This is a genomic window from Nocardia sp. NPDC057227 (genome assembly GCF_042669725.1).
In the GTDB taxonomy this organism is placed as follows: Bacteria; Actinomycetota; Actinomycetes; order Mycobacteriales; family Mycobacteriaceae; genus Nocardia; species Nocardia asteroides_A.
Map to the genome: position 1 here is coordinate 1 of NZ_JBHUXA010000010.1, position 23,480 is coordinate 23,480.

The 23,480-nt window shown below is 72.7% G+C and carries 30 protein-coding genes; 15 read left to right on the forward strand and 15 right to left on the reverse strand.

Going from position 1 to position 23,480, the window contains the following annotated elements:
• Window positions 1–42: 42 nt before the first annotated feature.
• Window positions 43–324: a hypothetical protein gene (locus tag ACFUJ1_RS15805; protein WP_378646123.1), complete on the reverse strand. Its 282-nt coding sequence runs from the start codon at window positions 322–324 to the stop codon at window positions 43–45.
• A gap of 216 nt (window positions 325–540) precedes the next feature.
• Window positions 541–2,187, reverse strand: a complete 1,647-nt coding sequence (locus ACFUJ1_RS15810) for a cutinase family protein (protein WP_378646125.1) — start codon at window positions 2,185–2,187, stop codon at window positions 541–543.
• 179 nt (window positions 2,188–2,366) lie between these two features.
• Between ACFUJ1_RS15810 and ACFUJ1_RS15815 the strand changes: the two genes are divergently transcribed.
• Together ACFUJ1_RS15815 and ACFUJ1_RS15820 are read left to right on the forward strand one after the other, a co-directional pair.
• Window positions 2,367–2,948, forward strand: a complete 582-nt coding sequence (locus ACFUJ1_RS15815) for a PadR family transcriptional regulator (RefSeq protein ID WP_378646127.1) — start codon at window positions 2,367–2,369, stop codon at window positions 2,946–2,948.
• On the forward strand, window positions 2,945–3,385 hold the full coding sequence (locus ACFUJ1_RS15820) for a nitroreductase family deazaflavin-dependent oxidoreductase (RefSeq protein WP_378646129.1): 441 nt from the start codon (window positions 2,945–2,947) through the stop codon (window positions 3,383–3,385). Before ACFUJ1_RS15815 ends, ACFUJ1_RS15820 begins: the two co-directional genes overlap by 4 nt.
• A 126-nt stretch (window positions 3,386–3,511) precedes the next feature.
• Here the strand turns inward: ACFUJ1_RS15820 and ACFUJ1_RS15825 are convergent, their stop codons facing one another.
• A complete protein-coding gene (locus ACFUJ1_RS15825) occupies window positions 3,512–4,054 on the reverse strand; it encodes a YaeQ family protein (protein WP_233018392.1) in 543 nt (180 codons plus the stop codon).
• A gap of 12 nt (window positions 4,055–4,066) precedes the next feature.
• Complete coding sequence (locus ACFUJ1_RS15830) at window positions 4,067–4,444, reverse strand: VOC family protein (RefSeq protein WP_378646131.1); 378 nt, start codon at window positions 4,442–4,444, stop codon at window positions 4,067–4,069.
• Between the two features lie 65 nt (window positions 4,445–4,509).
• Here ACFUJ1_RS15830 and ACFUJ1_RS15835 point away from each other — a divergent pair, with 65 nt between their 5' ends.
• Window positions 4,510–4,842 (forward strand): winged helix-turn-helix transcriptional regulator, encoded by a 333-nt coding sequence (locus ACFUJ1_RS15835; RefSeq protein WP_378646133.1) that lies wholly within the window; start codon window positions 4,510–4,512, stop codon window positions 4,840–4,842.
• 51 nt (window positions 4,843–4,893) lie between these two features.
• Here the strand turns inward: ACFUJ1_RS15835 and msrA are convergent, their stop codons facing one another.
• Both msrA and msrB read right to left on the reverse strand, forming a co-directional pair.
• On the reverse strand, window positions 4,894–5,403 hold the full coding sequence (gene msrA, locus ACFUJ1_RS15840; RefSeq protein ID WP_378646135.1) for a peptide-methionine (S)-S-oxide reductase MsrA: 510 nt from the start codon (window positions 5,401–5,403) through the stop codon (window positions 4,894–4,896).
• A complete protein-coding gene (msrB, locus tag ACFUJ1_RS15845) occupies window positions 5,400–5,855 on the reverse strand; it encodes a peptide-methionine (R)-S-oxide reductase MsrB (RefSeq protein ID WP_378646137.1) in 456 nt (151 codons plus the stop codon). The genes msrA and msrB overlap by 4 nt, the downstream gene beginning before the upstream one ends.
• Before the next feature lie 163 nt (window positions 5,856–6,018).
• Here msrB and ACFUJ1_RS15850 point away from each other — a divergent pair, with 163 nt between their 5' ends.
• Genes ACFUJ1_RS15850 through ACFUJ1_RS15860 form a run of 3 tightly spaced genes read left to right on the forward strand, consistent with a single transcriptional unit; the run spans window position 6,019 to window position 8,592 of the window.
• Window positions 6,019–6,729, forward strand: coding sequence for a GNAT family N-acetyltransferase (locus tag ACFUJ1_RS15850; protein WP_378646139.1), 711 nt, complete (start codon window positions 6,019–6,021; stop codon window positions 6,727–6,729).
• A gap of 41 nt (window positions 6,730–6,770) precedes the next feature.
• Window positions 6,771–7,670, forward strand: a complete 900-nt coding sequence (locus ACFUJ1_RS15855; RefSeq protein ID WP_378646140.1) for a GNAT family N-acetyltransferase — start codon at window positions 6,771–6,773, stop codon at window positions 7,668–7,670.
• 4 nt (window positions 7,671–7,674) lie between these two features.
• Entirely contained in the window at window positions 7,675–8,592 is a 918-nt protein-coding gene (locus ACFUJ1_RS15860; protein WP_378646141.1) for an NAD(P)H-dependent flavin oxidoreductase, read from the forward strand.
• 45 nt (window positions 8,593–8,637) lie between these two features.
• On the opposite strand, the gene ACFUJ1_RS15865 is transcribed toward ACFUJ1_RS15860, so the two are convergent.
• The 3 genes from ACFUJ1_RS15865 to ACFUJ1_RS15875 all read right to left on the reverse strand — a co-directional run bounded on the left by ACFUJ1_RS15865 (window position 8,638) and on the right by ACFUJ1_RS15875 (window position 10,986).
• The gene (locus ACFUJ1_RS15865) at window positions 8,638–9,780 is read right to left on the reverse strand and encodes an alanine racemase (protein ID WP_378646143.1); all 1,143 of its coding nucleotides are present in this window, start codon (window positions 9,778–9,780) and stop codon (window positions 8,638–8,640) included.
• On the reverse strand, window positions 9,777–10,226 hold the full coding sequence (locus ACFUJ1_RS15870) for a 4-oxalocrotonate tautomerase family protein (RefSeq protein WP_378646145.1): 450 nt from the start codon (window positions 10,224–10,226) through the stop codon (window positions 9,777–9,779). The genes ACFUJ1_RS15865 and ACFUJ1_RS15870 overlap by 4 nt, the downstream gene beginning before the upstream one ends.
• 85 nt (window positions 10,227–10,311) lie before the next feature.
• A complete protein-coding gene (locus tag ACFUJ1_RS15875; RefSeq protein WP_378646147.1) occupies window positions 10,312–10,986 on the reverse strand; it encodes an O-methyltransferase in 675 nt (224 codons plus the stop codon).
• Between the two features lie 65 nt (window positions 10,987–11,051).
• On the opposite strand from ACFUJ1_RS15875, the gene ACFUJ1_RS15880 reads away from it, so the two are divergent.
• Entirely contained in the window at window positions 11,052–11,417 is a 366-nt protein-coding gene (locus tag ACFUJ1_RS15880; RefSeq protein WP_378646149.1) for a hypothetical protein, read from the forward strand.
• Entirely contained in the window at window positions 11,339–11,794 is a 456-nt protein-coding gene (locus ACFUJ1_RS15885) for a helix-turn-helix transcriptional regulator (protein WP_378646151.1), read from the forward strand. Before ACFUJ1_RS15880 ends, ACFUJ1_RS15885 begins: the two co-directional genes overlap by 79 nt.
• Here ACFUJ1_RS15885 and ACFUJ1_RS15890 read toward each other — a convergent pair.
• The 4 genes from ACFUJ1_RS15890 to ACFUJ1_RS15905 form a co-directional block, all read right to left on the reverse strand.
• Window positions 11,770–11,928, reverse strand: a complete 159-nt coding sequence (locus tag ACFUJ1_RS15890) for a hypothetical protein (protein ID WP_378646153.1) — start codon at window positions 11,926–11,928, stop codon at window positions 11,770–11,772. The genes ACFUJ1_RS15885 and ACFUJ1_RS15890 overlap by 25 nt on opposite strands.
• A gap of 25 nt (window positions 11,929–11,953) precedes the next feature.
• The gene (locus ACFUJ1_RS15895) at window positions 11,954–13,942 is read right to left on the reverse strand and encodes a TerD family protein (RefSeq protein ID WP_378646155.1); all 1,989 of its coding nucleotides are present in this window, start codon (window positions 13,940–13,942) and stop codon (window positions 11,954–11,956) included.
• A gap of 112 nt (window positions 13,943–14,054) precedes the next feature.
• Window positions 14,055–14,243, reverse strand: coding sequence for a hypothetical protein (locus tag ACFUJ1_RS15900; protein ID WP_378646157.1), 189 nt, complete (start codon window positions 14,241–14,243; stop codon window positions 14,055–14,057).
• On the reverse strand, window positions 14,240–15,262 hold the full coding sequence (locus ACFUJ1_RS15905; RefSeq protein ID WP_378646159.1) for an SDR family oxidoreductase: 1,023 nt from the start codon (window positions 15,260–15,262) through the stop codon (window positions 14,240–14,242). Before ACFUJ1_RS15905 ends, ACFUJ1_RS15900 begins: the two co-directional genes overlap by 4 nt.
• Window positions 15,263–15,355: 93 nt before the next feature.
• Here ACFUJ1_RS15905 and ACFUJ1_RS15910 point away from each other — a divergent pair, with 93 nt between their 5' ends.
• Genes ACFUJ1_RS15910 through ACFUJ1_RS15920 form a run of 3 tightly spaced genes read left to right on the forward strand, consistent with a single transcriptional unit; the run spans window position 15,356 to window position 17,468 of the window.
• Complete coding sequence (locus tag ACFUJ1_RS15910; protein ID WP_378646161.1) at window positions 15,356–15,973, forward strand: TetR/AcrR family transcriptional regulator; 618 nt, start codon at window positions 15,356–15,358, stop codon at window positions 15,971–15,973.
• Window positions 15,974–15,987: 14 nt separating this feature from the next.
• Window positions 15,988–17,139 (forward strand): alkaline phosphatase family protein, encoded by a 1,152-nt coding sequence (locus tag ACFUJ1_RS15915; RefSeq protein ID WP_378646162.1) that lies wholly within the window; start codon window positions 15,988–15,990, stop codon window positions 17,137–17,139.
• Window positions 17,140–17,150: 11 nt separating this feature from the next.
• On the forward strand, window positions 17,151–17,468 hold the full coding sequence (locus ACFUJ1_RS15920; protein WP_378646163.1) for a hypothetical protein: 318 nt from the start codon (window positions 17,151–17,153) through the stop codon (window positions 17,466–17,468).
• Here the strand turns inward: ACFUJ1_RS15920 and ACFUJ1_RS15925 are convergent.
• Complete coding sequence (locus tag ACFUJ1_RS15925; RefSeq protein ID WP_378646164.1) at window positions 17,465–19,018, reverse strand: succinic semialdehyde dehydrogenase; 1,554 nt, start codon at window positions 19,016–19,018, stop codon at window positions 17,465–17,467. The genes ACFUJ1_RS15920 and ACFUJ1_RS15925 overlap by 4 nt on opposite strands.
• 203 nt (window positions 19,019–19,221) lie before the next feature.
• On the opposite strand from ACFUJ1_RS15925, the gene ACFUJ1_RS15930 reads away from it, so the two are divergent.
• The 4 genes from ACFUJ1_RS15930 to ACFUJ1_RS15945 are packed head-to-tail and all read left to right on the forward strand — an operon-like array spanning window position 19,222 to window position 23,046.
• Window positions 19,222–21,663, forward strand: coding sequence for a nitrate- and nitrite sensing domain-containing protein (locus ACFUJ1_RS15930; RefSeq protein WP_378646165.1), 2,442 nt, complete (start codon window positions 19,222–19,224; stop codon window positions 21,661–21,663).
• A 1-nt stretch (window position 21,664) separates the two neighbouring features.
• Window positions 21,665–22,072 carry a roadblock/LC7 domain-containing protein gene (locus ACFUJ1_RS15935; protein WP_067651593.1) on the forward strand — a complete coding sequence of 136 codons (408 nt, stop codon included), beginning with the start codon at window positions 21,665–21,667 and terminating at the stop codon, window positions 22,070–22,072.
• 7 nt (window positions 22,073–22,079) lie between these two features.
• Window positions 22,080–22,454, forward strand: coding sequence for a DUF742 domain-containing protein (locus tag ACFUJ1_RS15940; RefSeq protein WP_233018408.1), 375 nt, complete (start codon window positions 22,080–22,082; stop codon window positions 22,452–22,454).
• Window positions 22,435–23,046 carry an ATP/GTP-binding protein gene (locus ACFUJ1_RS15945; RefSeq protein ID WP_378646167.1) on the forward strand — a complete coding sequence of 204 codons (612 nt, stop codon included), beginning with the start codon at window positions 22,435–22,437 and terminating at the stop codon, window positions 23,044–23,046. Before ACFUJ1_RS15940 ends, ACFUJ1_RS15945 begins: the two co-directional genes overlap by 20 nt.
• 39 nt (window positions 23,047–23,085) lie before the next feature.
• On the opposite strand, the gene ACFUJ1_RS15950 is transcribed toward ACFUJ1_RS15945, so the two are convergent.
• Entirely contained in the window at window positions 23,086–23,475 is a 390-nt protein-coding gene (locus ACFUJ1_RS15950; RefSeq protein ID WP_378646169.1) for an NUDIX domain-containing protein, read from the reverse strand.
• Window positions 23,476–23,480: the final 5 nt, after the last annotated feature.

A 23,480-nucleotide genomic window follows, 5' to 3' on the forward strand; every position in this document is an offset into this window, starting at 1 on the left:
GCCCCGCACCTCGTCGTGCGGGGCCGCCGTCGCCTGCTGCCGCTACTTGCCCGCGGAGCCGGAGCCGATCAGGTTGCCGAGCCCGGTCAGCAGGTTCGACGAACCGGCCGACCACCCGTCCAGGTACGGGTTGGGGTAGCCATCGACGATCGGCGTCGGCAGCGGCTTCACCCCGCCCGAGCCGGTGACCAGCAGCTTGGTCAGGCCATCGGCGAAGTTGGCCGAACCGGTGCCGACATCGGTCTGCGCCGACGCCACGCCGGAGCCGCCGAGCACGATGCCCGCCGCGATCGCGGCCACACCGAACGCACGAATTGTGCTCATACATTCCCTCTTCTCGAAAATCGCGCCGGCAGCTCAGCTACCGCCGGGCCAATGTCTAGGCAGTCGATGCCGCCATCGGACGACGGGCGGGTGAACGCGGGGGCAATGGCCGATGTCCACCGCCTCCGCGCCCGCTCGACCGGACAATTCCGGCGCACTCGGCGGCACGCACAGCAGCGGCCCCGTCCGTGGACGGGCCGCTCGGTTTAGCTGGGCTCAGCGCGCGGCGGTGGTGGTCGACGTCGCCGATCCGGTCGTGGTGGTGGCGGATTCGGTCGTCGTCGGAGCCGGGGGCGTCGTGGTGGCCGGCGCCGCGATCTGCGGGGTGGTGGTCGCCGCGGCGGGCGGTGTCGTGGTCACCGCGCCCGCGCCGGGGGTCGTGGTCCCCGGGGTGGTGGTGCTCGGCGTGGTGGTCGTGCCGGTCGCCTTGGGGGTGGTGGTCGCGGTCGGCTTGGCCGTGGTGCTCTGGACGGCGGCCTGCACGGTGGCGAAGTCCTCGGGCTGCGGCTTGGCCTTGGTCTCCACCGGCTCCCCGGCCTGGGCCTGCTTGGCCAGGTGGGTCAGCCAGGCGGCGGCGTACTGGGCCGAGGTGAGCGGCCGGTCGTTGTTCGGGTCGGCGTCGTCCCAGTAGTCGAAGTGGTGACCGGTGTGGTCCGGGCCGAGGGTGAGCTGGTACGGATCGCTCATGACCACCGGGATGGTGTTCTCGTTGGTGGCGATCAGCCCGACGATCTCGTCCAGGATCTTCTGCGGCAGGTAGGCCAGCGGCGACAGCTTGTCCGATGCGATGGTGTCGGCCTTGGCCGGCTTCTGCGGCGCGGCCGCCGGGTCGTACTGCGGATCGGAGACCCGGAGCAGCACGTCGAGGAAGGTCTCGTCGCTCTGCATCCAGGTGCCGAGGCCCTGGGCCTGGATGTCGGCGAAGGCGGCCAGCGCGATCCGGCCGAGCGCCACCGCGACGTCGCCGCCGGTGGCCGGGGTCAGCCCCTCGGCCTGCAGCCGGTCGACGTCGAGCTGCCTGCCGACGTTCACCACGAGCTGCAGCAGCGAGATGTTCTCCGGGGCTGCGCAGGTCAGGTCGCCGTCCGAGCAGAAGGAGGCGATCTTGCCGTCGAGCGCGCCGAAGCCGCCGAGGGTGCCCGCGACCGCGCCCTGCCCGTCGGCCGGGGTGCAGATAATGCCCTGGTACTTCTGGTCGAAGCCGTCGGGGTTGCTGCAGGCGTTGTCCGCGCCGATGAACGGGCCGTCGCCGGGCGAGCGGCCGGAGTCGGCGAGGATCACCACGCCGACCACGTCGGCCGGGTCGACGATGCCGTACTCGCCGTCGGCGCCCGGCTGCTGGTTGCCGATCTCCATGGCGACGCGGCGCACCACGTCGGCGCCCTCGCTGTAGCCGACGATGGCGAAGCGGGTGTCCGGGCAGGCGGCGCTGATCTCGGTCATGACCTGCTTGGTGTTCGCCACCCCGGTCTCGACCGCGGCCTCGTAGCTGGACATGTCCGCCGGGTAGGCGATGTAGACGGCGGCGTAGGAGTCCGGGTCGACGGCCCCGTCGGGCGCGTTGACCACCGGGTCGACCCACTCGCTGTTGTGGTCGCCGGCGAGCGCGGCGGGCAGCGGCTTGCCGTCGGCGTCGACCAGCAGTTTCGTGCTGTCCTCGGCGGGCGCGTCGTTGCGGCCGGCGACCGAGATGGTCACCATGTCGTGGCACTCGGTGACCGAGCTGGTGAGCTGGGTGGCGTCGTCGCGCCCCGGCGCGCTGATGGCCCAGGTGGCCGCCACGATGGCGACCACGCCGAGCGTGGCGGGTGCGATCACCGCGGTGGCGATGCGGTGGCGCGCGAAGAAATCCCTGAGAGGCATCCCGGTATCCGTTCCTGATTGACAAGCGGACGGACTGGCCCCCCGACGGGCCGTATGTCACCAGGCACGTCGGGATCCGAGGGGTTGGTGTTACGGGTGGTTCTCGGATGATCTTCCGTCCCGCCGGTCACACCCGTATAGTCGAACTCGGTTATTCGACTTCGACCGAAGGGCCGTTGATGCCGCCCCGCGCCGCCCGCACCCCGCTCACCCTCGCGGTGCTGAGCCTGCTCGCCGAGCGCCCGCGGCACCCGTACGAGATGCAGGCGCTGATCCGCCAGCGCCACGTCGGCGACGTGGTGCGGCTGCGCGGTGGCTCGCTCTACGACGCCATCGCCCGCCTCGACGGCATCGGGCTGATCGAGGCGGTCGGCTCGGATCGCAACGGCGCCCGCCCGGAGCGCACCGTCTACGCCATCACCGCGGCGGGCCGGGTGCAGCTCACCGAGCAGCTGCGCGAGTACCTGGCCGAGCGGGCGGAGGAGTTCCCGGTGTTCCCGGCCGGGCTCGCGCACGCCCTGCACCTGCCCGCCGCCGAGGTGGTGGCGCTGCTGCGCCGCCGGGCGGCGGCGCTCACCACCCTGATCGCGGATGTCGACGCCGATCTGGGGGTGGCCACCGCCGCCGCGGTCCCGCGCGCGGTACTGCTCGAAGCCGAGTACGCCCAGGCCGTGCGGCGCGCCGAACTGGCGTGGCTGGACGGCATCGGCACCGAACTGGAGTCGGGCGCGCTCGCCTGGCCGGAGCTGGAGGAAGAATGAACCAGGTCGCGCTGCCCCGCAAGGTGCGGTTCTTCAATGTCGTCGTCAAGGGGTTGCAGCGGGTGGGCATCGCGCTGGGCCCGGTCACCGTGCTGACGGTGCGGGGCCGCAAGAGCGGGCAGCCGCGCAGCACCCCGGTGACCCCGTTCCGGGTGGACGGCGCCGAGTACGTGCTGAGCGGCATCCCCGGCTCCGCGTGGGCGCACAACGTGCGCGCCGCGGACACCGTCGAGCTGCGCAGCGGCCGCCGCAGCCGCACCGCGCGCATGGTGGAGGTGCCGGTCGCCGAGCGCGGGCCGATCCTGCGCGCCTTCGCCGAGCAGGTGCCGCGCGGCGTGGCGATGATGCTGGACGCCGGGGTGGTGCGGACCGGCTCGGCCGATGAACTGGCGGCCGCCGCCGACCGGCTCGCCCCGTTCCGTATCGACCCGGCCTGAAAAGCGCTGCGGCTCAGTCGAAGACGACCGGGCGCAGCCGTCCGGTGCACTCCCCCGCGCGGTGCAGCGCGTCCGCGGCGGCGGCCGGTTCGATGGCCGCCGCCGCGAGCACCTCGCGAACGCCCCTCACTCGATCCGGTGGTCGGTGACCGGCGCGCTCAGGTCGGTGCCGTTCAGCGCGATGTAGAGCACGTCCTCGGTCACCGAGACGCTCAGCGTGTTGCGCCGCTGCACCAGCCCGGCCGCGGCGTCGACGAAGGCGCGGTCGAAGGCGCGGATCGGGATCTCCGCCGCCCGGTGCACCTTCTTGCCGGTGAGCTGGGCGAGCACCTTGGCCGGGTCGCGGTGGGTGTAGACGGCGACTCGCTCGGCGAGCTTGCTGCCCCGGTGCACCCGCTCCGCGTCCGGGGCGCCGACCTCGATCCAGGCGGTGATCCGGCCGGTGTGGTCGCGGGCGAGCACGGCGGGTTCGTCGGTGGAGGAGACGCCGCCGTCGCTGAACGCGATCCCCTCCCGGTACTCCAGGCAGTAGGCGAGCAGCCGGGTGATCATGAACTCGGCGGTCTCGGAGGGATGCCGCGCCACGCGCGTCTCCCACTCCTCGTAGACGCCGCGGTCGACGTCGGCCAGGTGCACCGCGAAGGTGTGCAGGGTCGCGCTCAGTGCCATGAACGCAGCAGCCTAGCCGGTGCCGAGCACCTGCTCGCGCACCTCGGTACTCCACTCGACGTATTCGACCAGCGCGCCGTCCGGATGCCGGGCGTAGAGGAAGCGGCCGGTGGCCGACTCCTCCGGCCCGTGCGTCACGGTCGCGCCCGCCTCGGCGAGCAGCGCGAGCAGGGCGTCCAGGTCGGCGACGATCAGCGGGCCGACGGTGTCGCGGTAGCGGTCGGTTGCCGCAGGCGGCCCGGCGATGAGGAGCAGGTCGCCGACGGCGGCGAGCTCGGCCGCCTCGAAGCCGAAGCGCAGGTCGGCGGCGCGGCCGGCCAGCTTCTCGTAGAGCGGCAGCGCGCGATCCAGGTCGGTGACGAAGAGCCGGGCGTAGGTTTTGAGGATCACCTCAGGCACGCTACGGACCGATCGCGGCGGGCGGGAGTACGTACTTTCGAGTGAGAGGGGTCGTGGTGCCGACCGAGCAGGAGCAGGCGGCGGCGGTCGCCAGGCGGGTCTTCGGCGTGCTGTCAACGAAGTGGGCGCTGGCCGCGCTGGAGGCGCTCGGCGCGGGCGAGCGGCGCTTCGCCGACCTGCACCGCGCACTCGACGGCATCAGCTACACCGTGCTCACCCGCACCCTGCGCGCGCTGGAGTCCGAGGGCGTCGTCGCCCGCTTCGACCACGGCACCGCCGCGCCCCGGGTGGACTACGCGCTCACCCCGGCCGGGCGCGATCTGCTCGCCACGGTGCACGGCCTGTGCGCGTGGTCGAGCGCGCACCTGGACGACCTGCTCGCCCCGTGACCCGCGAAACGGCCCCGGCGTGCTCGCCGGGGCCGCAGCCGTCCTACCGGATCAGGCGTTCGCGCGCTTGGGCAGCTTCCAGCCCGGACGCGGGAAGTGGCAGGTGTAGCCGTTGGGGTAGCGGATCAGGTAGTCCTGGTGCTCCGGCTCGGCCTCCCAGAACTCGCTCGCCTGCGTCACCTCGGTGACGACCTTGCCCGGCCAGAGGCCGGAGGCGTCCACGTCGGCGATGGTGTCGAGCGCGACCTGCTTCTGATCGTCGTCCAGGTAGAAGACGGCCGACCGGTAGCTGGTGCCGATGTCGTTGCCCTGCCGGTCCTTCGTGGACGGATCGTGGATCTGGAAGAAGAACTCCAGCAGCGCCCGGTAGTCGGTCTGCGCCGGGTCGTAGACGATCTCCAGCGCCTCGGCGTGGCCGGGGTGGTTGCGGTAGGTGGGGTGGTCGTTGCGGCCGCCGGTGTAGCCGACGCGGGTCGACAGCACCCCCGGCTGCTTGCGGACCAGGTCCTCCATGCCCCAGAAGCACCCGCCTGCCAGAATCGCCCTACGCGTGTCGGTCACGCCTCCTCCTTCGTGAACAGAGCGGTGTACTGCCCGTACCCCGCCGCCTCGAGCTGGTCGAGGTGGACGAAGCGCAGCGCCGCCGAGTTGATGCAGTACCGCAGACCGCCCTCGTCGCGAGGGCCGTCGGTGAACAGATGGCCGAGGTGGCTGTCGCCGTGCGCCGAGCGCACCTCGGTGCGGATCATCAGGTGGCTGAAGTCCTTCTTCTCGACGACGGTGTGCGCGTCGATCGGTCGGGTGAAACTCGGCCACCCGCTCCCGCTCTCGAACTTGTCGACCGAGGCGAACAGCGGCTCACCGGAGACGACGTCCACGTAGAGCCCGGGTTCGTGGTTGTCCCAGTACTCGCCGGTGAACGCACGCTCGGTGCCGTTCTCCTGGGTCACACGGTACTGCTCCGGCGAGAGCGCCGACAGTGCCGCGGGGTTGCGGTTGTACTCCTGTGCCACACGACCTCCTCGTTCAGGCTCCCCGTACAACCGCGGACGGCCCGGGAAAAGTCCCGTCGGTCCCGTTCGGCGCGCACGCGGCTACTGTGGCTGGGGTGACTGCGCCGACGCCGTGCCCCGACCCCGGAGAAACCGCGCTGAACTGGTCATATCGGACACGGCGGTGCGGTATCGGGGCCGCGCGCGGCGCGTGAGCGGGGCGGCGGGCAGGCTCCGGGTGCTGGCGAATCCGGGCGTCGCGGTGTCGATCGCCCGGTTCCACCTGCGGCCGCTGCGCCGCCTGGCGCAGGCGGCGGGGGGCGCGGGGCTCGTACTCGACGCCACCGAGGTCGCGCCGTGCGGCAGTACCGTGCACGTGCGGCCGCCGCGGCTCACCGACGCGCCCGCCTGGCGCCGGGCGCGGCTGCGCAACCGGGAGGCGATCGAGCCGTTCTGGGTGAGCACCGGCCGCGGCTGGGGCTCCCAGCACACCGACCGCGCCTGGACCGGACACTGGCTGACCGCGCGCTGGGGCGCTCGGCTCGGCACCCTGCTGAGCGTGGTGATCGAGGTCGACGGACGGTTCGCCGGGCAGTGCGAACTGCGGGTCGAGGAGCACGACCGGCGCGGCGAGGCCGGGATCTGGATGGACGCCGGGCTGGCCGAGCCGGGCACCGCGCTGGTCGCGGGGCGGCTGGTGCTCGCCTACGCGTTCGGCCCGCTCGGGCTGGTCCGGGTGGCGGCGCCGGTGAGCGTCGAGAACGAGCGCGCGGGCCGGTTCGCGGCCCGGCTCGGGCTCGTCCGCGAGGGAACCATGGCCGGCTACCTGACCGTGGGCGGGCAGCGCCGCGACCACGACCTGTGGGCCGTCACCGTGGACAACTGGCGCCCGTAAACCCTTGGCGCCGAGCCCGTACCGCTCGCTACCGTCGACGCATGGAGCTGCAGTTCACGCCGGACGCCGCCGCCTTCCTCGCCGCGGCGGGGTCCTACCTGGCCGCCGACCCGGTCCTGAGCACGGTGGTGACCACGCTCGCCGACCGTCAGGTGACGCAGCGCGCCGACGGTGTCCCGCTCCCGGACGACCAGTGGTTCCTGACCGTCCGGAACGGGGCCGGGGTCGTCGGGGCCGCGATGCGCACCGCGACGTTCGGCCGCCGCCCCGCCTACCTGCTCCCCATGCCCGCTGCCGCCCCGCTGGAGCTCGCGCGGGTGCTGCACGCGCGCGGCGAGTTGCTCACCGCCGCCCACGGCGTCCTGCCGGTGGCCGCCGAGCTGCTCACCGAGCTGGCTCGGCTGGCGGGGCACGGCACGGTCCGGACCCGGGTGCGGACCCGGCTCTTCGAACTGGGCACCCTCGAACCGCCGCTCGGCGTCCCCGGCGCGCTGCGGGCCGTGCGGCCGGACGAGGCGGAGCTCGCCGGGACCTGGCTCGGCGCGTTCAACGCCGATATCGCCGCCGAGTCCGGGCACGGGCCGGACGAGGAGCGCGGCGAGCCGGTCGCGGACGACATCCGCTACCGGATCGCGAAGGGCAGGCTCTGGTTCTGGGAGCACGACGGGCAGCCGGTGCACCTGACCGGCGTCAATCCCCCGGCCTCCGGCGTGGCCCGGATCGGCCCGGTCTACACCCCGCCCGGGCAGCGCGGCCGCGGCTGGGCCTCGGCCGCCGTCGCCGAGGCGTCCCGCGTGCTCGCCGCGGGCGGCGCCAGGGTCTGCCTCTTCACCGACCTCGCCAACCCCACCTCGAACAAGATCTACCAGCGCATCGGCTACCGGCCGGTGACCGATATGGTCGAGCTGGTCCTGGACGGACCCGGACTGCCGTCACACTGAACCCATGCGGACGACGGCGTGGGCGCGCGAACTCGGCTTGCGAATTCCGGTGGTCAATGCCCCGATGGGCGGGGTGGCGGGCGGGCGGCTGGCCGCGGCGGTGCGCGCGGCAGGCGGGCTCGGCATGATCGGCATGGGCAGCGCGGGCTCGGCGGCGGCGCTGCGGACCGAACTGACGCTCGCAGGCGACGGCGTCGGAATCGGCGTCGTGGACTGGGTGGTCCGCGCCGAGCCGGAACTACTCGAGCAGGCGCTGGCCGCGCGGCCCCGGCTGCTCTCGGTGAGCTTCGGCACCGACCTCTCCTGGGTGGCGGCGGCCCGCGCGCACGGCATCCGCACCGCCACCCAGGTCTACTCCGCCGACGAGGCGAGGCACGCGCACGACGCCGGAATCGACGTCCTGGTGGCGCGCGGCGCGGCGGGCGGCGGCCACGGGACGGCCGCCCCCGAGCTGCGGCCGCTGCTGGACGAGGTGCTCGCCGCCGTCCCGATCCCGGTCCTGGCGGCGGGCGGCATCGCCACCGCGGCCGACCTCGCGGCGGTCCTGGCCGCCGGGGCGTCCGGGGCCTGGATCGGCACCCGCTTCGCGGCCTGCGCCGAATCACTGCTTCCCGAACCCGGCCGGAACGCCCTGATCGCCGCCACCGCCGACGACACCGTCCTGACCAGCGCCTACGACATCGCCGCCGGTCTCCCCTGGCCCGCCGGATTCCCGTCCCGCGTGCTGCGCGACCCCGCCACCGACCGCTGGGCCGGGCACGAGGACAACCTCCGCAGCGACCCCGCCGCCCGCGCCGAACTCCGCTCGCGCGCCGCCGATCCCGCGACCGCGCCGGTGGACGCGGGCCGCGGCGTCGGGGCGATCACCCGGGTGGAGACCGCCGCCGAGATACTCGAATCGCTCAGCGCAGCAGCGGAATGACCGTCGGCGCTCGCACCCGGCAGTTCTCGCGCCGTGTCGATCCGCCTATCGGCTGGCGCGCGCGGCGTCGATCGCGATGATCGCGGTCACGGTGTCGCCGGAGACGACGTGGTAGCTGTCGTATCGGTCGACGGTGGGATCGCAGTGCGGTGTCACGAGTTCGATCCGCTCGCCGAGACGCACCTCGGTTCCCGGCGGGCGGCTCACCGCGCCGTGCTCGTCTCCGAAGAACGCGTAGGCCGAGCCGGCGAAGCGGCCGGAAGCGGGACGCGGTGTCGGGCCCTCGGTGGCGAAGGCCTTCAACCCGGCGTCGACGGTGACGATCGGTGCGGCGTTCGCGCTCACCACCTGACTCGACACCCACAGGCTGGTGCCGAACGCGCCGTCGGCATCGTCGGCCAGCGCGTCGCCGTACTGAACGTCCATGAACACGTAGGAGCCGGGCTGTAGTTCGGTGAGCACGCCCAGCTCGAGATCGGCTCCGACGGTGCCGGTTCCGCCGCCGGTGACGAGCTCGACGCGATGGCCTGCCGCGCGCAGCGCGGTGACGACGGCGGTGAGCCGGAGCATTCCGGCGCGCACCGCCTCCCGGCGGGCAGGATAGCCCGCGATGTGCTGCCAGTGTCCGCCGTAGCCCTGCACACCGGCCAGGGTGAGCGAGGGATAGCGGGCGATGTGTTCGGCGAGTGCGACCGCCTGATCGGGCGAGGCGACGCCGGTGCGCATGAGACCCACATCGACGTCGATCAGGACCGAGATCCGGAGATCGCGGCGGGCGGCCTCCGCAGCGAGGGCGGTGGCCGGATCGGGATGATCCACCACGCACAGCAGGTCCGGATCGGCTCGTGCCACCTCGCACAATCTGGCCGGTGCGGTGGTGTCGGCCAGCGGCGAGGTGAGCAGTACGCCCCGCACTCCCGCGGCCGAAAGAGCCTCGACCTCGCCCAGCTTCGCGCAGCACACGCCTACCGCGCCGTGCGCGATCTGCTTGCGGGCGATCCACGCGCTCTTGTGGGTCTTGGCGTGCGGGCGCAGGGCGGCTCGGCCGCGCACCCGCTCGGCCATCGCGGCGATATTGGCGTCGAGTACGGCCTCGTCCAGCACCAGGGCGGGTGTCGGCACGCGGTAGCGCGATCCGGGCCTGCCGATCATGGCCTGCGCCAGGGCGGCCGCGGGGTCGATCGTCACCGGATGGCGGCCAGATGCCGGAGGTTGCCGAGGGAGGCGATCTCGGGCAGGCGGCGGATGGTGCCGTTCTGGGCCCACTGCCCCTCGGGCACCTCGTGGATGACACAGGAGGTGACCACCAGCCGCCCGTCGTCGCGGGTTCTGGCCGTGATCGCGGCCCCGTGCAGGTCCTCGGCGAAGCGCGCCTTGCGGGCGCCGTCGAGCACCCCGGCGCTGACGTACCAGTCGATGAACGCGCCCGCGACCGCCGCGTCGGCTCCGTTGCCTGCCGAGTAGAAGCCTCCCGGCGCGAGTTCCTCGAACAGCACCAGAGCGCGCATCCGGCTCGACGGATCGTCGGGGATCGATTCGGCTCGGCACGCGGCGTCGGTCACGGTGGCCGCGAACCTCGCCTTCTCGTCGTCGTCGAATGCGCCGGGTGTCAGCGTGATTCGCAGCAGAGGCATGGTTTCTCCTCGAGGGTGGGACCGAGTCTGTCTGGTATCGACTCTGCCGCCGCGGAATCCCCGGAGCCAGTGTCGAGGACGACTATTATCTTGCAGAAACCGCCACCTGGTCGGCGGTCGGGACAGCAGCGCGGGTGCGCAGGAGCACCTGGTGGTCGTGCCTGGTGCCGAGCGCTTCGGTCGAGAAGGTCGCGCGTAGATAGCCGGCCTGGTCGAGGAACTCCTGTGCACCGGCGAAGTCGACGTTGTCGCCGACGATCGGGCTCCCCGGGCGCAGCGCGGGTTCCAGTTGCCGCAGCAGCGCGAGGTAGAGCGATTTCTCGCCGTCGAGGAACAGCAGGTCGACGGAGTCGGCGGGGAGGTCGCGCAGGGTCTCGCGGGCGTCGCCGACGCGGAACTCGACGTAGGAGTCCAACCCGGCGGTACGCAGATTCGCCCGCGCCCGCGCCACCTTGCCCGACTCGAGTTCGGTGGTGATGACGCGGCCGGCGCCGTTGTCGCGCAGCGCGGCGGCGATGAACAGGGTGGAGACGCCGAACGAGGTCCCGAACTCCACGACCAGTGACGGCCGCCCGCAGACGACGAGCAGGTAGAGCAGGCGACCGAAGTCCGGCGTCACCGGCATGTACGCCTCCCGCATCGCCGCGTAGAAGCTGGGGCTGCCTTCGGTGAGGTGGTGGCGGGCTCGTACTGCGGGATCGACGCGCAGCGTGTCCGCGTAGAGGGTGTCGAGCAGGTTCTGGATCTGGTCGAGGGGCATGGCTCGAGGTTGCCCGCTGCGGCACGGTACGCCTTGTACGGTCGCGCCACCGTTAGGCTCGCGAGGTGGCCAAGAGCTATCACCTGCTGAGCACGTGCGCGGCGCCGCCGACGGGCGGTGCCCGGGTCGCCTTCGCGCGCAGTGTGCGCACGGCCGTGGACGGGTTCGTCGAGCACGAAGCGTATGTCGCCGTGGCGGAACGTTCTTCGGTCCGTGCCGCCGATCTGGCGGACTGGGCGCCGCTGGATGTGAATCCGGTCATCGAACTGCTGCGATGCGCGCCGGATCCGGCGGCCGTGGTGTCGCGATTCAACGCGTTCAATGCCGCGCGCCGCTCGGCGTCGTCTCGCGCGTGGACGGCGCACGGCTCGAGCGCAGCTGCGGCGACGAGCGGCGCGCCGCGATCATGGCGCTCGCCTTCGGCTGGCTGACCGGCAATCGCGCGCCCGACGAACCGCGGCGGCTGCTCACCCTGCAGGACGACCTCGGCGGCAGCGCCGACGCCGTGCGGGACGTGCTCACCCAGCTCTACGACACCCCGTGGGCGAGCGTCGAGGACGTCGTCGCGACGCTGGGTTGCCGCCGTCGTTCGCTGCAGCGCGCGCTCACGACCGAGCGGGTGACATTCCGCGCGCTGCGCCAGGCGGTCCGGCTCACGACGGCCGGGTACCGCCTGCGCACCACCGGCGACTCCATGACGCGTATCGCCCACGACGCCGGGTTCTTCGACTCCGCGCACTTCTTCCGTGCGTGGCGCACGGCGTGCGGAGTCCCTCCCTCGCTCTACCGCAGCTGGGCCGCGGCGTGATCGTGTTCGCGTGTCCGCAGCCGCAGCACCGCGCGCTCGATGGTCTGCCGGAGTAGTCCGAACCCGATGAACAGCCGGCCCACCCCGAACAGGACCACCGCCGTCGCGCCCGCGTAGTCCCAGAAATCATGCACTACAGCACGATAGGTAATGCGCCGGTCATCCCGCGTCCACCGGCTCGGCCTGCTTCGGCGCGGCGGGCACCCATTCGCGCAGCGGCTGCACCACGGTGCCGTAGAAGGCGTCGGTCGCGGTGGTGACCCCGGCGACGAAGCCCGCGGCGGTGCCGGAGCGCCGGGCGCCCATGGGGAAGGTCTGGCGCAGGGTGAAGGCGACGACGGTGCCCGCGCGGCCCTGGGTGAGCACCTTGGGGTTCGCGCGCACCGCGTCGAGCCGCTCGCACGCCTCGTTGCCGCGCTCGGAGAACATCGCCTCCACGGTGATGTCGGCGGGGGCATCCTTGAGCTGCCGCAGCAGCCAGGCCACGCGGCGTCCGGCGGCGCCCTCGTCCGGGGCGTCCAGGGAGACGGCGCAGCGGATCTTGGCGGTGCGCACGTCGGCGGCCACCACGAGGTCGCCCGCGGTCTCCGGAATCCGCAGCACCGCCTCGAAGACGCCGTCGGCGGCGAGCCGCTCGGCGGCGGCGGCGCTGCGCGCGGCGGGGTCGGTGGTGTGTTTGCGCGGCAGGACGTGTTTCACCGTGACGCCGAGCTCGGCGGTGAGCCGGAGCGCGAGGTGGCGGGAGAGCGAGGTCCAGGTGTCGGCGACGGCGAGCGCCTTCTGGTCGCTCGCGCGCAGGGTGCCCGCGGTGACGGCGTCGCGCACCGCGACCCAGTGCCTGCCCATGTCGACGAACTCGCTCGCGCCGGAGCGCGGATGCTCCAGGTAGCGCAGGAATTCGGCGAGCAGCCAGGCGCGCAGCTCGTCCTCGATGCCGCCGTGCGCGAGCAGCATCCGCGCCTCGTGCGCGACCTCGGCCCAGGAGAGGTGGCGCAGCGCGACCTTGGCGAGCTTGCGCCGGTCCACCTCGACCGGCAGCTCGCCCGGCCCGGCGGGGACGTCGTTGGAGAGGCTGACCACGACGTCGTATTTCCGGCGGCGTGCGACGTCGAGGTAGTTCTCCAGCTGGTCCCGGCGCAGCCTGCCGTTGCCGGTCTTGACCTCGAGCAGTGCGGTCCAGATCTTGCCGCCGCGCTGCACGCGCAGCACCGCGTCGGGCACCACCTTGCCGTCGCCGCGCTCGTACTGAACCTCAAGGTAGCCCTCGAACGCGCCGACGGGTGCGCCGATCCGGGCGCAGATCGCCCGCGCGAACGGCTTCACCGCCTGCATGGTGGCGACGAATGCCGAGGTGGCGCGGCGCTCCTGCTCGTCCCCCGCGCCGATGCCCGCGACCGAGAAGAGGCGGGCGGTTTGCCAGCCGTCCTCGCCGAGGGTGAAGGTCATGGGCTCGGCGCGCTTGACCGCCGCGCGCTTGGCCGTGCGCACCCCGCGGCGCGCGACGGTGCGCACCGGTTCGGGCGCGGTGGTGGTCGCGGCGGTGGCCTGTGCCGCGGCCGTCGCGGTGTTCGCATCGGCGGCGGTCTCAGCGGCAGCCGCAGCGGTCGGCACCGCGTCCTCGTCGATATCGACGCCGAAGGCGGTGGCGAGCCCGGCCAGCCCGGAGTCCCACCCCTGCCCGACCGCGCGCACCTTCCACTCGGTACCGCGCCGGTAGATCTCGCCGAAGACGAAGGCCGACTCGGTGGTGGCGTCGGCGGTGACGTACTCGGCCAGCGAACCACCGGCACCGTCCACCACCCGGAGGGCGAGCTTGCCGAGGTCGCCGAAGGCGCCGGTGCCGACGCTGCCCGCCAGCGCGATCGTGTGCACCTCGGCGGGCACCGCCGCGAGGTCGACCGCGATCCGCGCCTGGGCCCCCTCCTCGGTGGCGCCCGTGCCGAGGAAGACCACCGAGCCGTCGGCCGATTCCGGCTGGTTGTAGAAGACGAAGTCGCTGTCCCCCCGCACCTTTCGGTCCACGCCGAGAAGCAGGGCGGAGGCGTCGACCTCGACCTCGTTCTCGGTCCAGCCGAGCACGACGTCGATGCGCTCGACATCATCGGGCAACGCGATGTTCTGCCCCTTGGACAGCATCGGAGACGTCATTGCCGCACACCCCTCATTCACGCGATTCGGAAGACCCCCGCCGCCCACCCCGGGCGACGCAGCACATGTCGCGCGAACTGTGGTCGCCGTTACAGCCGATAGCCGCGGGGCATCAGCACGCGAGCGCGAGGGTGCCGCCGAGCGCCACGGCGGGCAGCGTCACGGCCAGCGCGGGAGCCGCATAGCCGCGCACCGAACTCCACCGTCCCGCAACGGCTTTCCCGATCCGGGACGGCTCGTCCCCGGACCGGGCCCGGCGGATCAGCCCGATCACGGTGACGACGATCGCCGTGATGATCACGCCGGAACCAGCCCGGGAGCGGGCACCAGCCCGGCGCGGATCAGGCTCTCGGCGGTGTCGACGATGGATTCGCGCACCGGCCGCATGCTCCAGCCCAGCTCGCTCCGGGCCTTCTCCGCACTGACCCGCTCGCGGATACCGAGATTCGGCACCGTCAGCCGGACGCCGCGGTCGAAGAGCGCGACGGTGCGCACGACCAGGTCCGGGATGGTCCGGGTCGGGATGCGGTAGCCGCGCGGGCCGAACTCCTCGTCCAGCACCCGCGCGATGTCGGCGAAGGAGAGCGAATCGCCCGCGCAGATGTAGCGGTTGCCCGCGGCGGCGGGGGTCTCCAGGGCGAGCCGGTGCGCGACGGCGAGGTCGCGGACGTCGACCGGAACCCAGCCCACCTTCGGCATGCCGGGCATCTCGCGAGCCAGCAGCCTGCGCACCGGCTCGTGCGAGGTGCTGGTGGCGGCGCCGAGCAGCGGGCCGAGGATCATGCCGGGGTTGAGCACGACCAGTTCGGGGCCGTCCGGGTGCGCGGCGGCGAAATCCCAGGCGGCGCGCTCGGCGAGCACCTTGCTCTTCGGGTAGGCGGTCGCCGTCTCGACCACGGTCCAGTCGGCTTCGGTGCGTATCCCGTCGTCGCCGTGGCCGTAGACGATGGCGGCGGTGGACGAGGTCTGCACCACCCGGCGCACCCCGGCGGCCGCGGCGTGGCGCAGTACCCGCAGCGTGCCGTCGACGGCGGGGCGGATCAGGTCGTCCTCGTGCTTCGGCGGCGCGGACGGGAACGGCGAGGCGACATGCAGCACGCCGTCGACTCCGGTCATCGCCTCGGCCCAGCCGGCATCGGTGAGCAGGTCGGCCTCGGCGAACTCGAGGTCGCCGCCGAGCGCGGTCAGGTGTTCGCGCCTGCCGGTGGCGGACGCGTCGCGCACCGTGGCGCGGACCGCGTACCCGGCGCGCAGGAGTTCGGCGATGCAGTGTCCGGCGACGAATCCGGTCGCGCCGGTGACGAGGATGCGGGGGTTCATCGGGGTCTCCTTCGGTACGCTGGCGGCGTCGATCTGAGCGCCGCTCAATTAATCTAAGCATCGCTCAGACGAGCTGTCCACTACGCTGATCGGGTGCGGCGGACCACCTATCACCACGGAGCGCTCCGCGATGCCCTGATGGCGGCCTGCCTGCGGCTGCTCGAGTCCGAGGGGCTGGCGGCGGTGAGCCTGCGCCGGGTCGCGCGCGAGGCCGGGGTGAGCACCGGCGCGCCCTACCACCACTTCCCGGACCGCTCCGCGCTGCTCTCCGCGCTCTCGGTGCAGGGCTTCCAGCTGCTGGCGGGCGAACTCTCCGCGGCCCGCGCCGCCGCCCCCGACCCGCTGGCCGCGCTCACCGCGCTGGCGAGCGCCTACGTCGGCTTCTCCCGCGACCACCCGGCACACTTCCGGCTCATGTTCCGCCCCGAGCTCTCCCAGCCGGAGAAGCACCCGGACGCCACCGTGGCCGGTGACGCCGCCTTCGCCGTGCTCACCGACACCATCGCCGAGTGCGTCGCGGCGGGCGCGCTGCCCGAGCGCGGCGCGGAGACCCTGGCGGTGACCTTCTGGGCGCTGGCGCACGGCCTCGCCTCGCTCTGGCTGGACGGGCAGCTCGCCAAGCGCAGCGATCAGCTCGGTACCAGCGCCGACGAGCTGGTCGCCGAGATCCTGCGCACCTTCGCCGCGCTCGCCACCCCGGCCCCGGGCTGACTACAGTCGGCGCCGTGCTGCTGACCCCCCGCTACGGCGCAGGCGCCCTGGCCGACCTGCTGCCCTCGGTCCTCGCCGCGCTCGGCGTGCCCGGCGAGATCGCCGCACTCGACCTCGGCCTCGACCCCGCGATCGACCGGATCTGCGTGCTGCTGGTCGACGGCCTCGGCAGCCACCAGCTGGCCGAGCACGCCGCCGACGCCCCGACCCTGACCGCGCTCCCCCGGCACACCCTCACCGCCGGTTTCCCCAGCACCACCGCCACCAGCCTGGCCTCCTTCGGCACCGGGCTACCGCCCGGCGAACACGGCCTGGTCGGCTACCTCATCCGGGTCCCCGGCTTCGACCGCGCGGTGAGCACGCTGCGCTGGACCCTGCACGGCGACGGCGAGCGAACCGACCTGCTGAAGGCGCTGCCCCCGGAGGAATTCCAGCCGCGCCCGACGGCTTTCGAGCGGGCGGCGGCGCACGGGGTCACCGTGACCCAGGTGGCGCCCGGCTACCAGAACAACTCGGGGCTGAGCCGGGCGGTACTGCGCGGCTGCGAATTCCGGCTGGAGGTGTCGGTCGGCGACCTGGTGGACGGGGTGCTCACCGCACTGGAGGCGGGGCCGCGCGCGCTGGTCTACGCCTACCACGCCGACCTGGACACCACCGGGCACCTGCGCGGGCCCGGCTCGCGGGCGTGGCGCGGGGAGCTCGCGCACACCGACCGGATCGTGGCCGAGATCGCCGAGCGGCTGCCGCCGCGCTCGGCGCTGCTGGTCACCGCCGACCACGGCATGATCGCGCACACCGGCAGCGTGGACGCCGACACCGAGCCCGCGCTGCGCGACGGGGTGACGCTGCTGGCAGGCGAGCCGCGCGCCCGGTACGTCTACACCGCCGACGGCGCCACCGCGGATGTCGCCGCGGCCTGGACCGCCACCCTCGGCGCGGATTTCACCGTGCTCACCGGGGACGAGGCGATCGAGCGCGGCTGGTTCGGGCCGGTGGTCCCGGACGTGGTGCGGCCCCGGATCGGCGATCTGGTGGTGGTCGCGACCGGCTCCCGCGGTGTGGTGCGCACCGGCGCGGAGCCGATCCAGTCGGCCATGCTCGGCCACCACGGCTCGCTCACCCCGGCGGAGCTGGAGATTCCGCTCGCGGTGGCCGCCGCGCTCTAGGCTCTCACCCCATGCAGACCATCCCGGCCGCCCGCGGCGCGCTCGCGGCCGCCGCGCTCACGCTCACCCTCACCGGTTGCACCGACGTGGAGCGCTTCCTGAACAAGGGTGGCGACACCCCGTGCAGCGAGTACATCCGCCAGGATCAGGACACCAAGCGCACGACCATCACCAAGTTCGTGCAGGAGCAGCAGAAGACCGACGCGCAGCCCTCCGGTACCGCGGTCGACGCCACCATGATCTCGGTCGACCTGCTCTGCGGGGCCCAGCGCAATGTCGAGACCCCGATAAAGAACGCCGACGTCGCCGGGATCTTCCTGCAGCGCTAGCGACCGGGCAGGAACCGCAGCCCGCGGGTGATGCTCATCAGCGCCCGTTGCCACACCGCGGCGGGCACCAGCGGCGGGGTGTCCAGGTTCAGGAACCGGGTCACCACGACGGTCTGCGGCTCGGTGTACTTGAGCAGCCCGTCCGCGCCGTGCCTGCGGCCGACCCCGGAGCTGCCCATGCCGCCCATCGGCGCGCCGGTCGTTCCCCAGGCGGGCGCGTACCCCTCGTCCACGCACACCGTCCCGGCCCGCAACCGGGCGGCGATCCGCTCGCCGTCGGCCTTGGTGCGCGCCCAGACGCTGGCGTTGAGCCCGTACTCGGTGTCGTTGGCCAGCCGGACCGCCTCGTCCACGCTCTCCACCGGGTAGATCGAGACCAGCGGGCCGAAGGTCTCGGCGCGGCCGCACTCCATCTCGTCGGTGACGTCGGCGAGCACGGTCGGCTCGAAGAACAGCGGCCCGAGATCGGGGCGGGCCTTGCCGCCGGCCAGGACGGTGGCGCCCTTGGCGGTGGCGTCGGCGACGTGCTTGGTCACCGTCTCCAGCTGCGCGGCCGAGATGAGCGAGCCGATGTCGGCGGTGTAGCCGTAGCCCGCGCCGAGCCGGGCGGTGCCGACCGCGCGCAGGAACTTCGCGGTGAACTCGTCGGCGACCGAGCGCTCCACGTAGAGCCGCTCGATCGAGATGCAGAGCTGCCCGGCATTGGAGAAGCAGGCGCGCACCGCGGCCTTGGCGGCGCGGTCCAGGTTCGCGCCGCGCGCGACGATCATCGGGTTCTTGCCGCCGAGCTCGGCGGAGAAGCCGATCAACCGGCGCCCGGCCCGCTCGGCCAGGGTGCGGCCGGTGGCCGACGACCCGGTGAACATGAGGTAGTCGCAGGAGTCGGCGATGGCGGTGCCGACCTCGGTGCCGGGGCCGGGCACCACCTGCAGCAGCCCGCGCGGCAGCCCGGCGCGGTAGAGCAGGTCGGCGGCGGCCAGCGCGGAGAACGGGGTCTGGCTGTCCGGCTTGACCACGACGGCATTGCCCGCGAGCAGCGCGGGGATCGCGTCACCGACCGAGAGCAGCATCGGATAGTTCCAGGGCGCGATCACGCCGACGACGCCCTTGGGCTGGGTCCGCACGCTCGCCCGGTTCAGCAGCGGGAAGGCGCCGGGCACCGACTGCGGGCGCAGCAGGGCCGGGGCGTTGCGGGTGAACCAGCGGGCCGCGAAGAGCATGCCCATGATCTCCTCCTGGGCCGCCCAGCGCGCCTTCCCGGTCTCGGCCTGGACGATGTCCATGAGCTCGTCGCGGTGCCGGACCAGCAGCCCGCGGAACCGGTCGAGCACGGCGGCGCGCTCGGCGGCGTCCCTGGCGGCCCAGCGGGGCTGCGCGGCGCGCGCGGTGCCGAAGGCGGCCTCGACGTCGGCGGCGGTGCCGACCGGGACGGTGCCGAGCGGCTCGCCGGTGAAGGTCTCCGGGATGGCGCGGGTGCCGCGGGCGTCGACATCGTCGATCGCGGCGAGCACGCCGAGGCGGGTGAACACGGCGGGCGCGGGAGCGGGCATCGTCGGCCTCCTACTAGTCGGTAACCCCGGACAACCAGAATCTACGCCCCGCCGGGCGCGATGCCCATTCACCAAGAGCAGACCGACCAGTTCGTCACCGATTGTCAACTCCAGTCCCGTTCACCGGGACAGAATCGGACTACGAGTAGGTAACTGGCTAGTTTTAGCCGATGTTCACTGCGAGACTCGGTGTCCGCACCAGAGTGTTGGCAATCGCGCTCGTCCCGAGTCTGTCGCTGCTGGCGGTCGGTGTCGGGACGACGTCGTACCTGGTGTCGGAGTCCAACCGGACCCACGAGTGGGCGGTTCAGACGCAGGCAGCCCTGGCAGGCACCCGCGACCTCGTCGAAGGCGCGCAGGCCGAGCGGCTGGCCTCGATGGCCCGGCTCACCGGCAACATGGAGGCCGCGGCCGGCCTCGCGGCCGCCCGCGCGAAGCTCGACGGCTCGGTGCGCGCGCTGGAATCGGCGAAGACCTCGCTCGGCGCGGTCGAGGACGACCTCGGCGACGTCGGCGGCATCGACGCGATGATGAAGTACCTGTCCCAGCTGCGCACCGCCATCGACGCGGGCCAGCTGCCCGCCGCGGACGCCTACAACTTCTTCAACCAGGTGATCGACGGCATCGTCCTCGGGTCGCAGATCTCCCAGCAGCTCGCGCCGGATGCCGAGATCGGCGTCGAGCTGGCCGAGGCCATGCAGATCCTGAAGTCGGCCGAGGCCATGTCGCGGGCCACCGCGCTCGCCGTGGCGCTGGAGTCCGGGCAGGAGGCGCCCGCGGTTCCGGTCGAGGAGTTCGCCCGCCAGGTCGGCTACTACCGCATCGAGATCGGCAACCTGAGCCGGGACGTCGATCCCGAGCAGAAGGAGGTCGCGGCCGCGCTCACCAACAGCGTCTCCTGGCAGAAGCTGGACGTGGTGGAGAACGTCATCGGCTGGCGCGCGGTCACCCGTGCCGCCGCCGCGGCCGAGGGCGGCGCGGCATCCGGCGCCGCGAGTTCCTCGTCGCGGGCCTCTGCGCTGCCGCCGCTGCCGATGCCGAACGCCGAGTGGCAGGCCGCCGCCGCGGACGTGAACCGGCAGCTGGTCGACATGTGGATCGCGCAGAGCGCGCGCACCAACGGCCTCGCCGAGGACAAGGCCGACGAGGACTCGCAGAACGCACTGCTCGCCGGGATCGGCGTCGGCTCGATCAGCCTGCTCGCCATCGGCGTCTCGGTGCTGCTCGCCAACCGGATCATCCGCCGCCTCAAGCGGCTCCGCTCCGAGACGCTCACCCTGGCCGACGTCACGCTGCCGGAGATGATGCGCAAGCTGGAGAACAACGAGCCGGTCGACCCCGCCGCGGAGATGCCGAAGCTGGACTTCGGCACCGACGAGATCGGCGAGGTCGCCCAGGCCTTCGAGCACGCCGCCAGCGCGGCGGTGAACGCCGCCGTCGCCGAGGCCCGCACCCGCGAGGGCGTGAAGTCGGTGTTCCTGAACATCGCGCACCGCAGCCAGGTCGTCGTGCACCGGCAGCTGGAGATCCTGGACGAGGCCGAGCGCAAGCAGGAGGACCCGGCGCTGCTGGACACCCTGTTCCGCCTCGACCACCTGGCCACCCGCGAGCGCCGCAACGCCGAGAACCTGATCATCCTGGGCGGTGGCCAGGTCGGGCGGCAGTGGCGCAACCCGGTCGCCATGATCGACCTGGTGCGCTCGGCGGTCGGTGAGACGCTGGACTACTCCCGGGTCCGGGTGGCGCGGATGCCGCAGGTGCACGTGCTGGGCGGCGTGGTCGCCGACCTCGTGCACCTGCTCGCCGAGCTGGTCGACAACGCCACCACCTTCTCCCCGCCGCAGTCGCGGGTCGAGGTCACCGGCAATGTCGTCGGGCGCGGCGTCGTGGTCGAGATCGAGGACCAGGGCATGGGCATGCCCACCGGCGACATCGTGCGCACCAACCAGATGATGGCCGACCCGCCGGACTTCGGCGTCGCCTCGCTCTCCGGCGACTCCCGCCTCGGGCTCTTCGTGGTCGCGCGGCTGGCGGTGCGCCACGACATCGCGGTCAAGCTCGCCGAGTCCGACTACGGCGGGATCAGGGCCATCGTGCTGATCCCGTCCGCGCTGCTCGCCGGCGCGGTGCCGGACGGCCAGCCCACCTCGACCGCCGCCGTCGGCCGCCCGGCTCCGATCCCGGCGCTGGAATCGCCGGTGCGGCAGGTGGAGTCGGCGGCGAGCGCCCCGCTCCCGGCCGCCACCCTGGTCGCCGACCCGCCGATGGACACGCAGAGTTTCCGCCCGCCGGTCGAGTCGCAGCCCTACCGGCCCCCGGAGCAGCCGTCCTACACCGGCGAGCGGCCGCAGCCGTACAACCCGAACACCCCCGCGCCGTCCCGGCCGCCGATCTCGCAGCCGCCCGCCGCCCAGCCGCTGCTGCAGGACGGCAGGCCCGCGCTGCCGCGCCGCAACCGGCAGGCGAATCTGAACCCGCAGCTCGAACGCGACCCGGAGCCGACGACGCAGACCCGTGCGCCGGAACGCCCTCGGCTCACCGCGGACCAGGCCCGAGATCTGATCTCGGCCATCGAGAACGGAACCCGACAGGGCCGCAAGCCGCTCAGCGGTGACGCGTCCGGTAACGACAGACAGGAAGGCTGAGGTGAACTCTCCGAACCCCGGCGATCTCAACTGGCTTCTCGACGACCTCGTCGACCGACTCGCCGGTGTCAGGCACGTGGTGGTCCTCTCCACCGACGGTCTCCTGCTCGGGCGCTCGAACGCGCTGACCCAGGAGGACGCCGAGCACTTCGCCGCCATGTCGTCCACGCTCTACGGCCTCGCGCGCAGCGCGGGCGCCCGCTTCGAGGGTGGCGGAGTCCGCCAGGCCATGATCGAGCTCGACCGGGCCGTTCTGTTCGTGACCTCGGCGGGCAGCAACGCGTGTCTCGCGCTCCAGGCGAATGATTCCGCGAACCTCGGTATGGTCGCCTACGAGATGAACCTCACCGTCCAGCGGGTCGGCAACTACCTGTCGACCACACCGCGCCATAGATTGGCCGAGCTCTAGGACCGCGATGACACGACACGGCGAGCACTGGTTCGACGACGCGGCCGGTCCGCTGGTCCGGCCCTACGCACTCACTCGGGGCCGCACCATGGGTGCGGCCCACGACCTGGACATGCTGACGGTAGTCGTGGTCACGCACCCGGCACCGATCCTGCGCCGGGTCGAGCCCGAATACGCGGAAATCGTTCGCCTGTGCGCGGTTCCGCAATCCGTGGCCGAGGTCTCTGCAACACTGAAGCTACCTCTGGCTGTGACGAAGATCCTCGTCGGTGATCTGATCAGCGAGAACCACCTGATCTTCCGGGCGCCGGTTCAAGCCGACGCCGGGCCCGGCGACATCAACATTTTGCGAGCGGTGCTGGATGGAATCCGAAGAATTTGACCCGAGCCGGCAGAGCGCCGGTGTCCCGAACCTGGCGGCCTCCGTCAAGATCCTGATCGCGGGAGGGTTCGGCGTCGGTAAGACGACGATGGTCTCCGCGATCAGCGAGATCGCGCCGCTGCGCACCGAGGAGCTGATCACCGAGGTCAGCTCCGGGGTGGACGATCTGTCCGGGGTGGAGCAGAAGTCGACCACCACGGTGGCGCTGGACTTCGGCCGCATCTCGATCGACCGGGACCTGGTTCTCTACCTGTTCGGTACGCCGGGGCAGGACCGGTTCTGGTTCCTCTGGGACGAACTGGCCCGCGGCGCGCTCGGCGCCGTTGTGCTGGCCGACACCCGTCGGCTCGGCAACTCGTTCGCCGCCATCGACTACTTCGAGCGGCGCGGGCTGCCGTTCATCGTCGGCGTGAACTGCTTCGACGGGGCGCCCAGCTACAGCGAGGACGAGGTGCGCGACGCGCTCGACCTCGACCCGGGCACCCCGGTGCTGCTGTGCGACGCGCGCAGCAGGCAGTCGTCCAAGACGGTGCTGCTGACGCTCGTCGAGCACCTGATCGCGCGGGCGAACCGGGCGCCGGTCCCGAGCTGAGCATTCGGCGGCCCGCACCCTCGGTGCGGGCCGGCCGGGTCAGCGCAGCCCGCCCGCGGCCGCCAGGTCGTCGAAGAGCAGCCGATCGACCGGCGGCACCAGGGGCCGGTCGGCGTAGCGGAACCACGCGAGTTCCGCGATCTCCGCGCTGGCGGTGATGGTGCCGCGGTACGCGGCGGTGTAGCAGGCCATCCGCACCAGGGCGGCGCCGTCGGCGGCCTCGTAGGTGCCGACATGCCGCAGGCTCTCGGGCAGCAGCGCGACGGTGAGCTCCTCGTCGATCTCGCGGAGCAGCGTCTGCTCGTCGCTCTCCCCCGGCTCGCGCTTGCCGCCGGGCACGTAGAAGACGTCCTTGCCGCGCGGCCGCGCGCAGAGCACCCTTCCCTCCCGCACCAGGATCCAGGCCACGGTGTCGATCAGCTGCGTCACCGGTG

Coding starts and splice junctions, on each gene's coding strand:
- ACFUJ1_RS15860 (WP_378646141.1), top strand. CDS start 7,675: ATGCGGACGACGGCGTGGGCGCGCGAACTCGGCTTGCGAATTCCGGTG.
- ACFUJ1_RS15815 (WP_378646127.1), top strand. CDS start 2,367: ATGCCGCCCCGCGCCGCCCGCACCCCGCTCACCCTCGCGGTGCTGAGC.
- ACFUJ1_RS15825 (WP_233018392.1), bottom strand. CDS start 4,054: ATGGCACTGAGCGCGACCCTGCACACCTTCGCGGTGCACCTGGCCGAC.
- ACFUJ1_RS15920 (WP_378646163.1), top strand. CDS start 17,151: ATGCAGACCATCCCGGCCGCCCGCGGCGCGCTCGCGGCCGCCGCGCTC.
- ACFUJ1_RS15895 (WP_378646155.1), bottom strand. CDS start 13,942: ATGACGTCTCCGATGCTGTCCAAGGGGCAGAACATCGCGTTGCCCGAT.
- ACFUJ1_RS15810 (WP_378646125.1), bottom strand. CDS start 2,187: ATGCCTCTCAGGGATTTCTTCGCGCGCCACCGCATCGCCACCGCGGTG.
- ACFUJ1_RS15820 (WP_378646129.1), top strand. CDS start 2,945: ATGAACCAGGTCGCGCTGCCCCGCAAGGTGCGGTTCTTCAATGTCGTC.
- ACFUJ1_RS15905 (WP_378646159.1), bottom strand. CDS start 15,262: ATGAACCCCCGCATCCTCGTCACCGGCGCGACCGGATTCGTCGCCGGA.
- ACFUJ1_RS15855 (WP_378646140.1), top strand. CDS start 6,771: ATGGAGCTGCAGTTCACGCCGGACGCCGCCGCCTTCCTCGCCGCGGCG.
- ACFUJ1_RS15945 (WP_378646167.1), top strand. CDS start 22,435: ATGGAATCCGAAGAATTTGACCCGAGCCGGCAGAGCGCCGGTGTCCCG.
- ACFUJ1_RS15805 (WP_378646123.1), bottom strand. CDS start 324: ATGAGCACAATTCGTGCGTTCGGTGTGGCCGCGATCGCGGCGGGCATC.
- ACFUJ1_RS15870 (WP_378646145.1), bottom strand. CDS start 10,226: ATGCCTCTGCTGCGAATCACGCTGACACCCGGCGCATTCGACGACGAC.
- ACFUJ1_RS15875 (WP_378646147.1), bottom strand. CDS start 10,986: ATGCCCCTCGACCAGATCCAGAACCTGCTCGACACCCTCTACGCGGAC.
- ACFUJ1_RS15940 (WP_233018408.1), top strand. CDS start 22,080: ATGACACGACACGGCGAGCACTGGTTCGACGACGCGGCCGGTCCGCTG.
- ACFUJ1_RS15925 (WP_378646164.1), bottom strand. CDS start 19,018: ATGCCCGCTCCCGCGCCCGCCGTGTTCACCCGCCTCGGCGTGCTCGCC.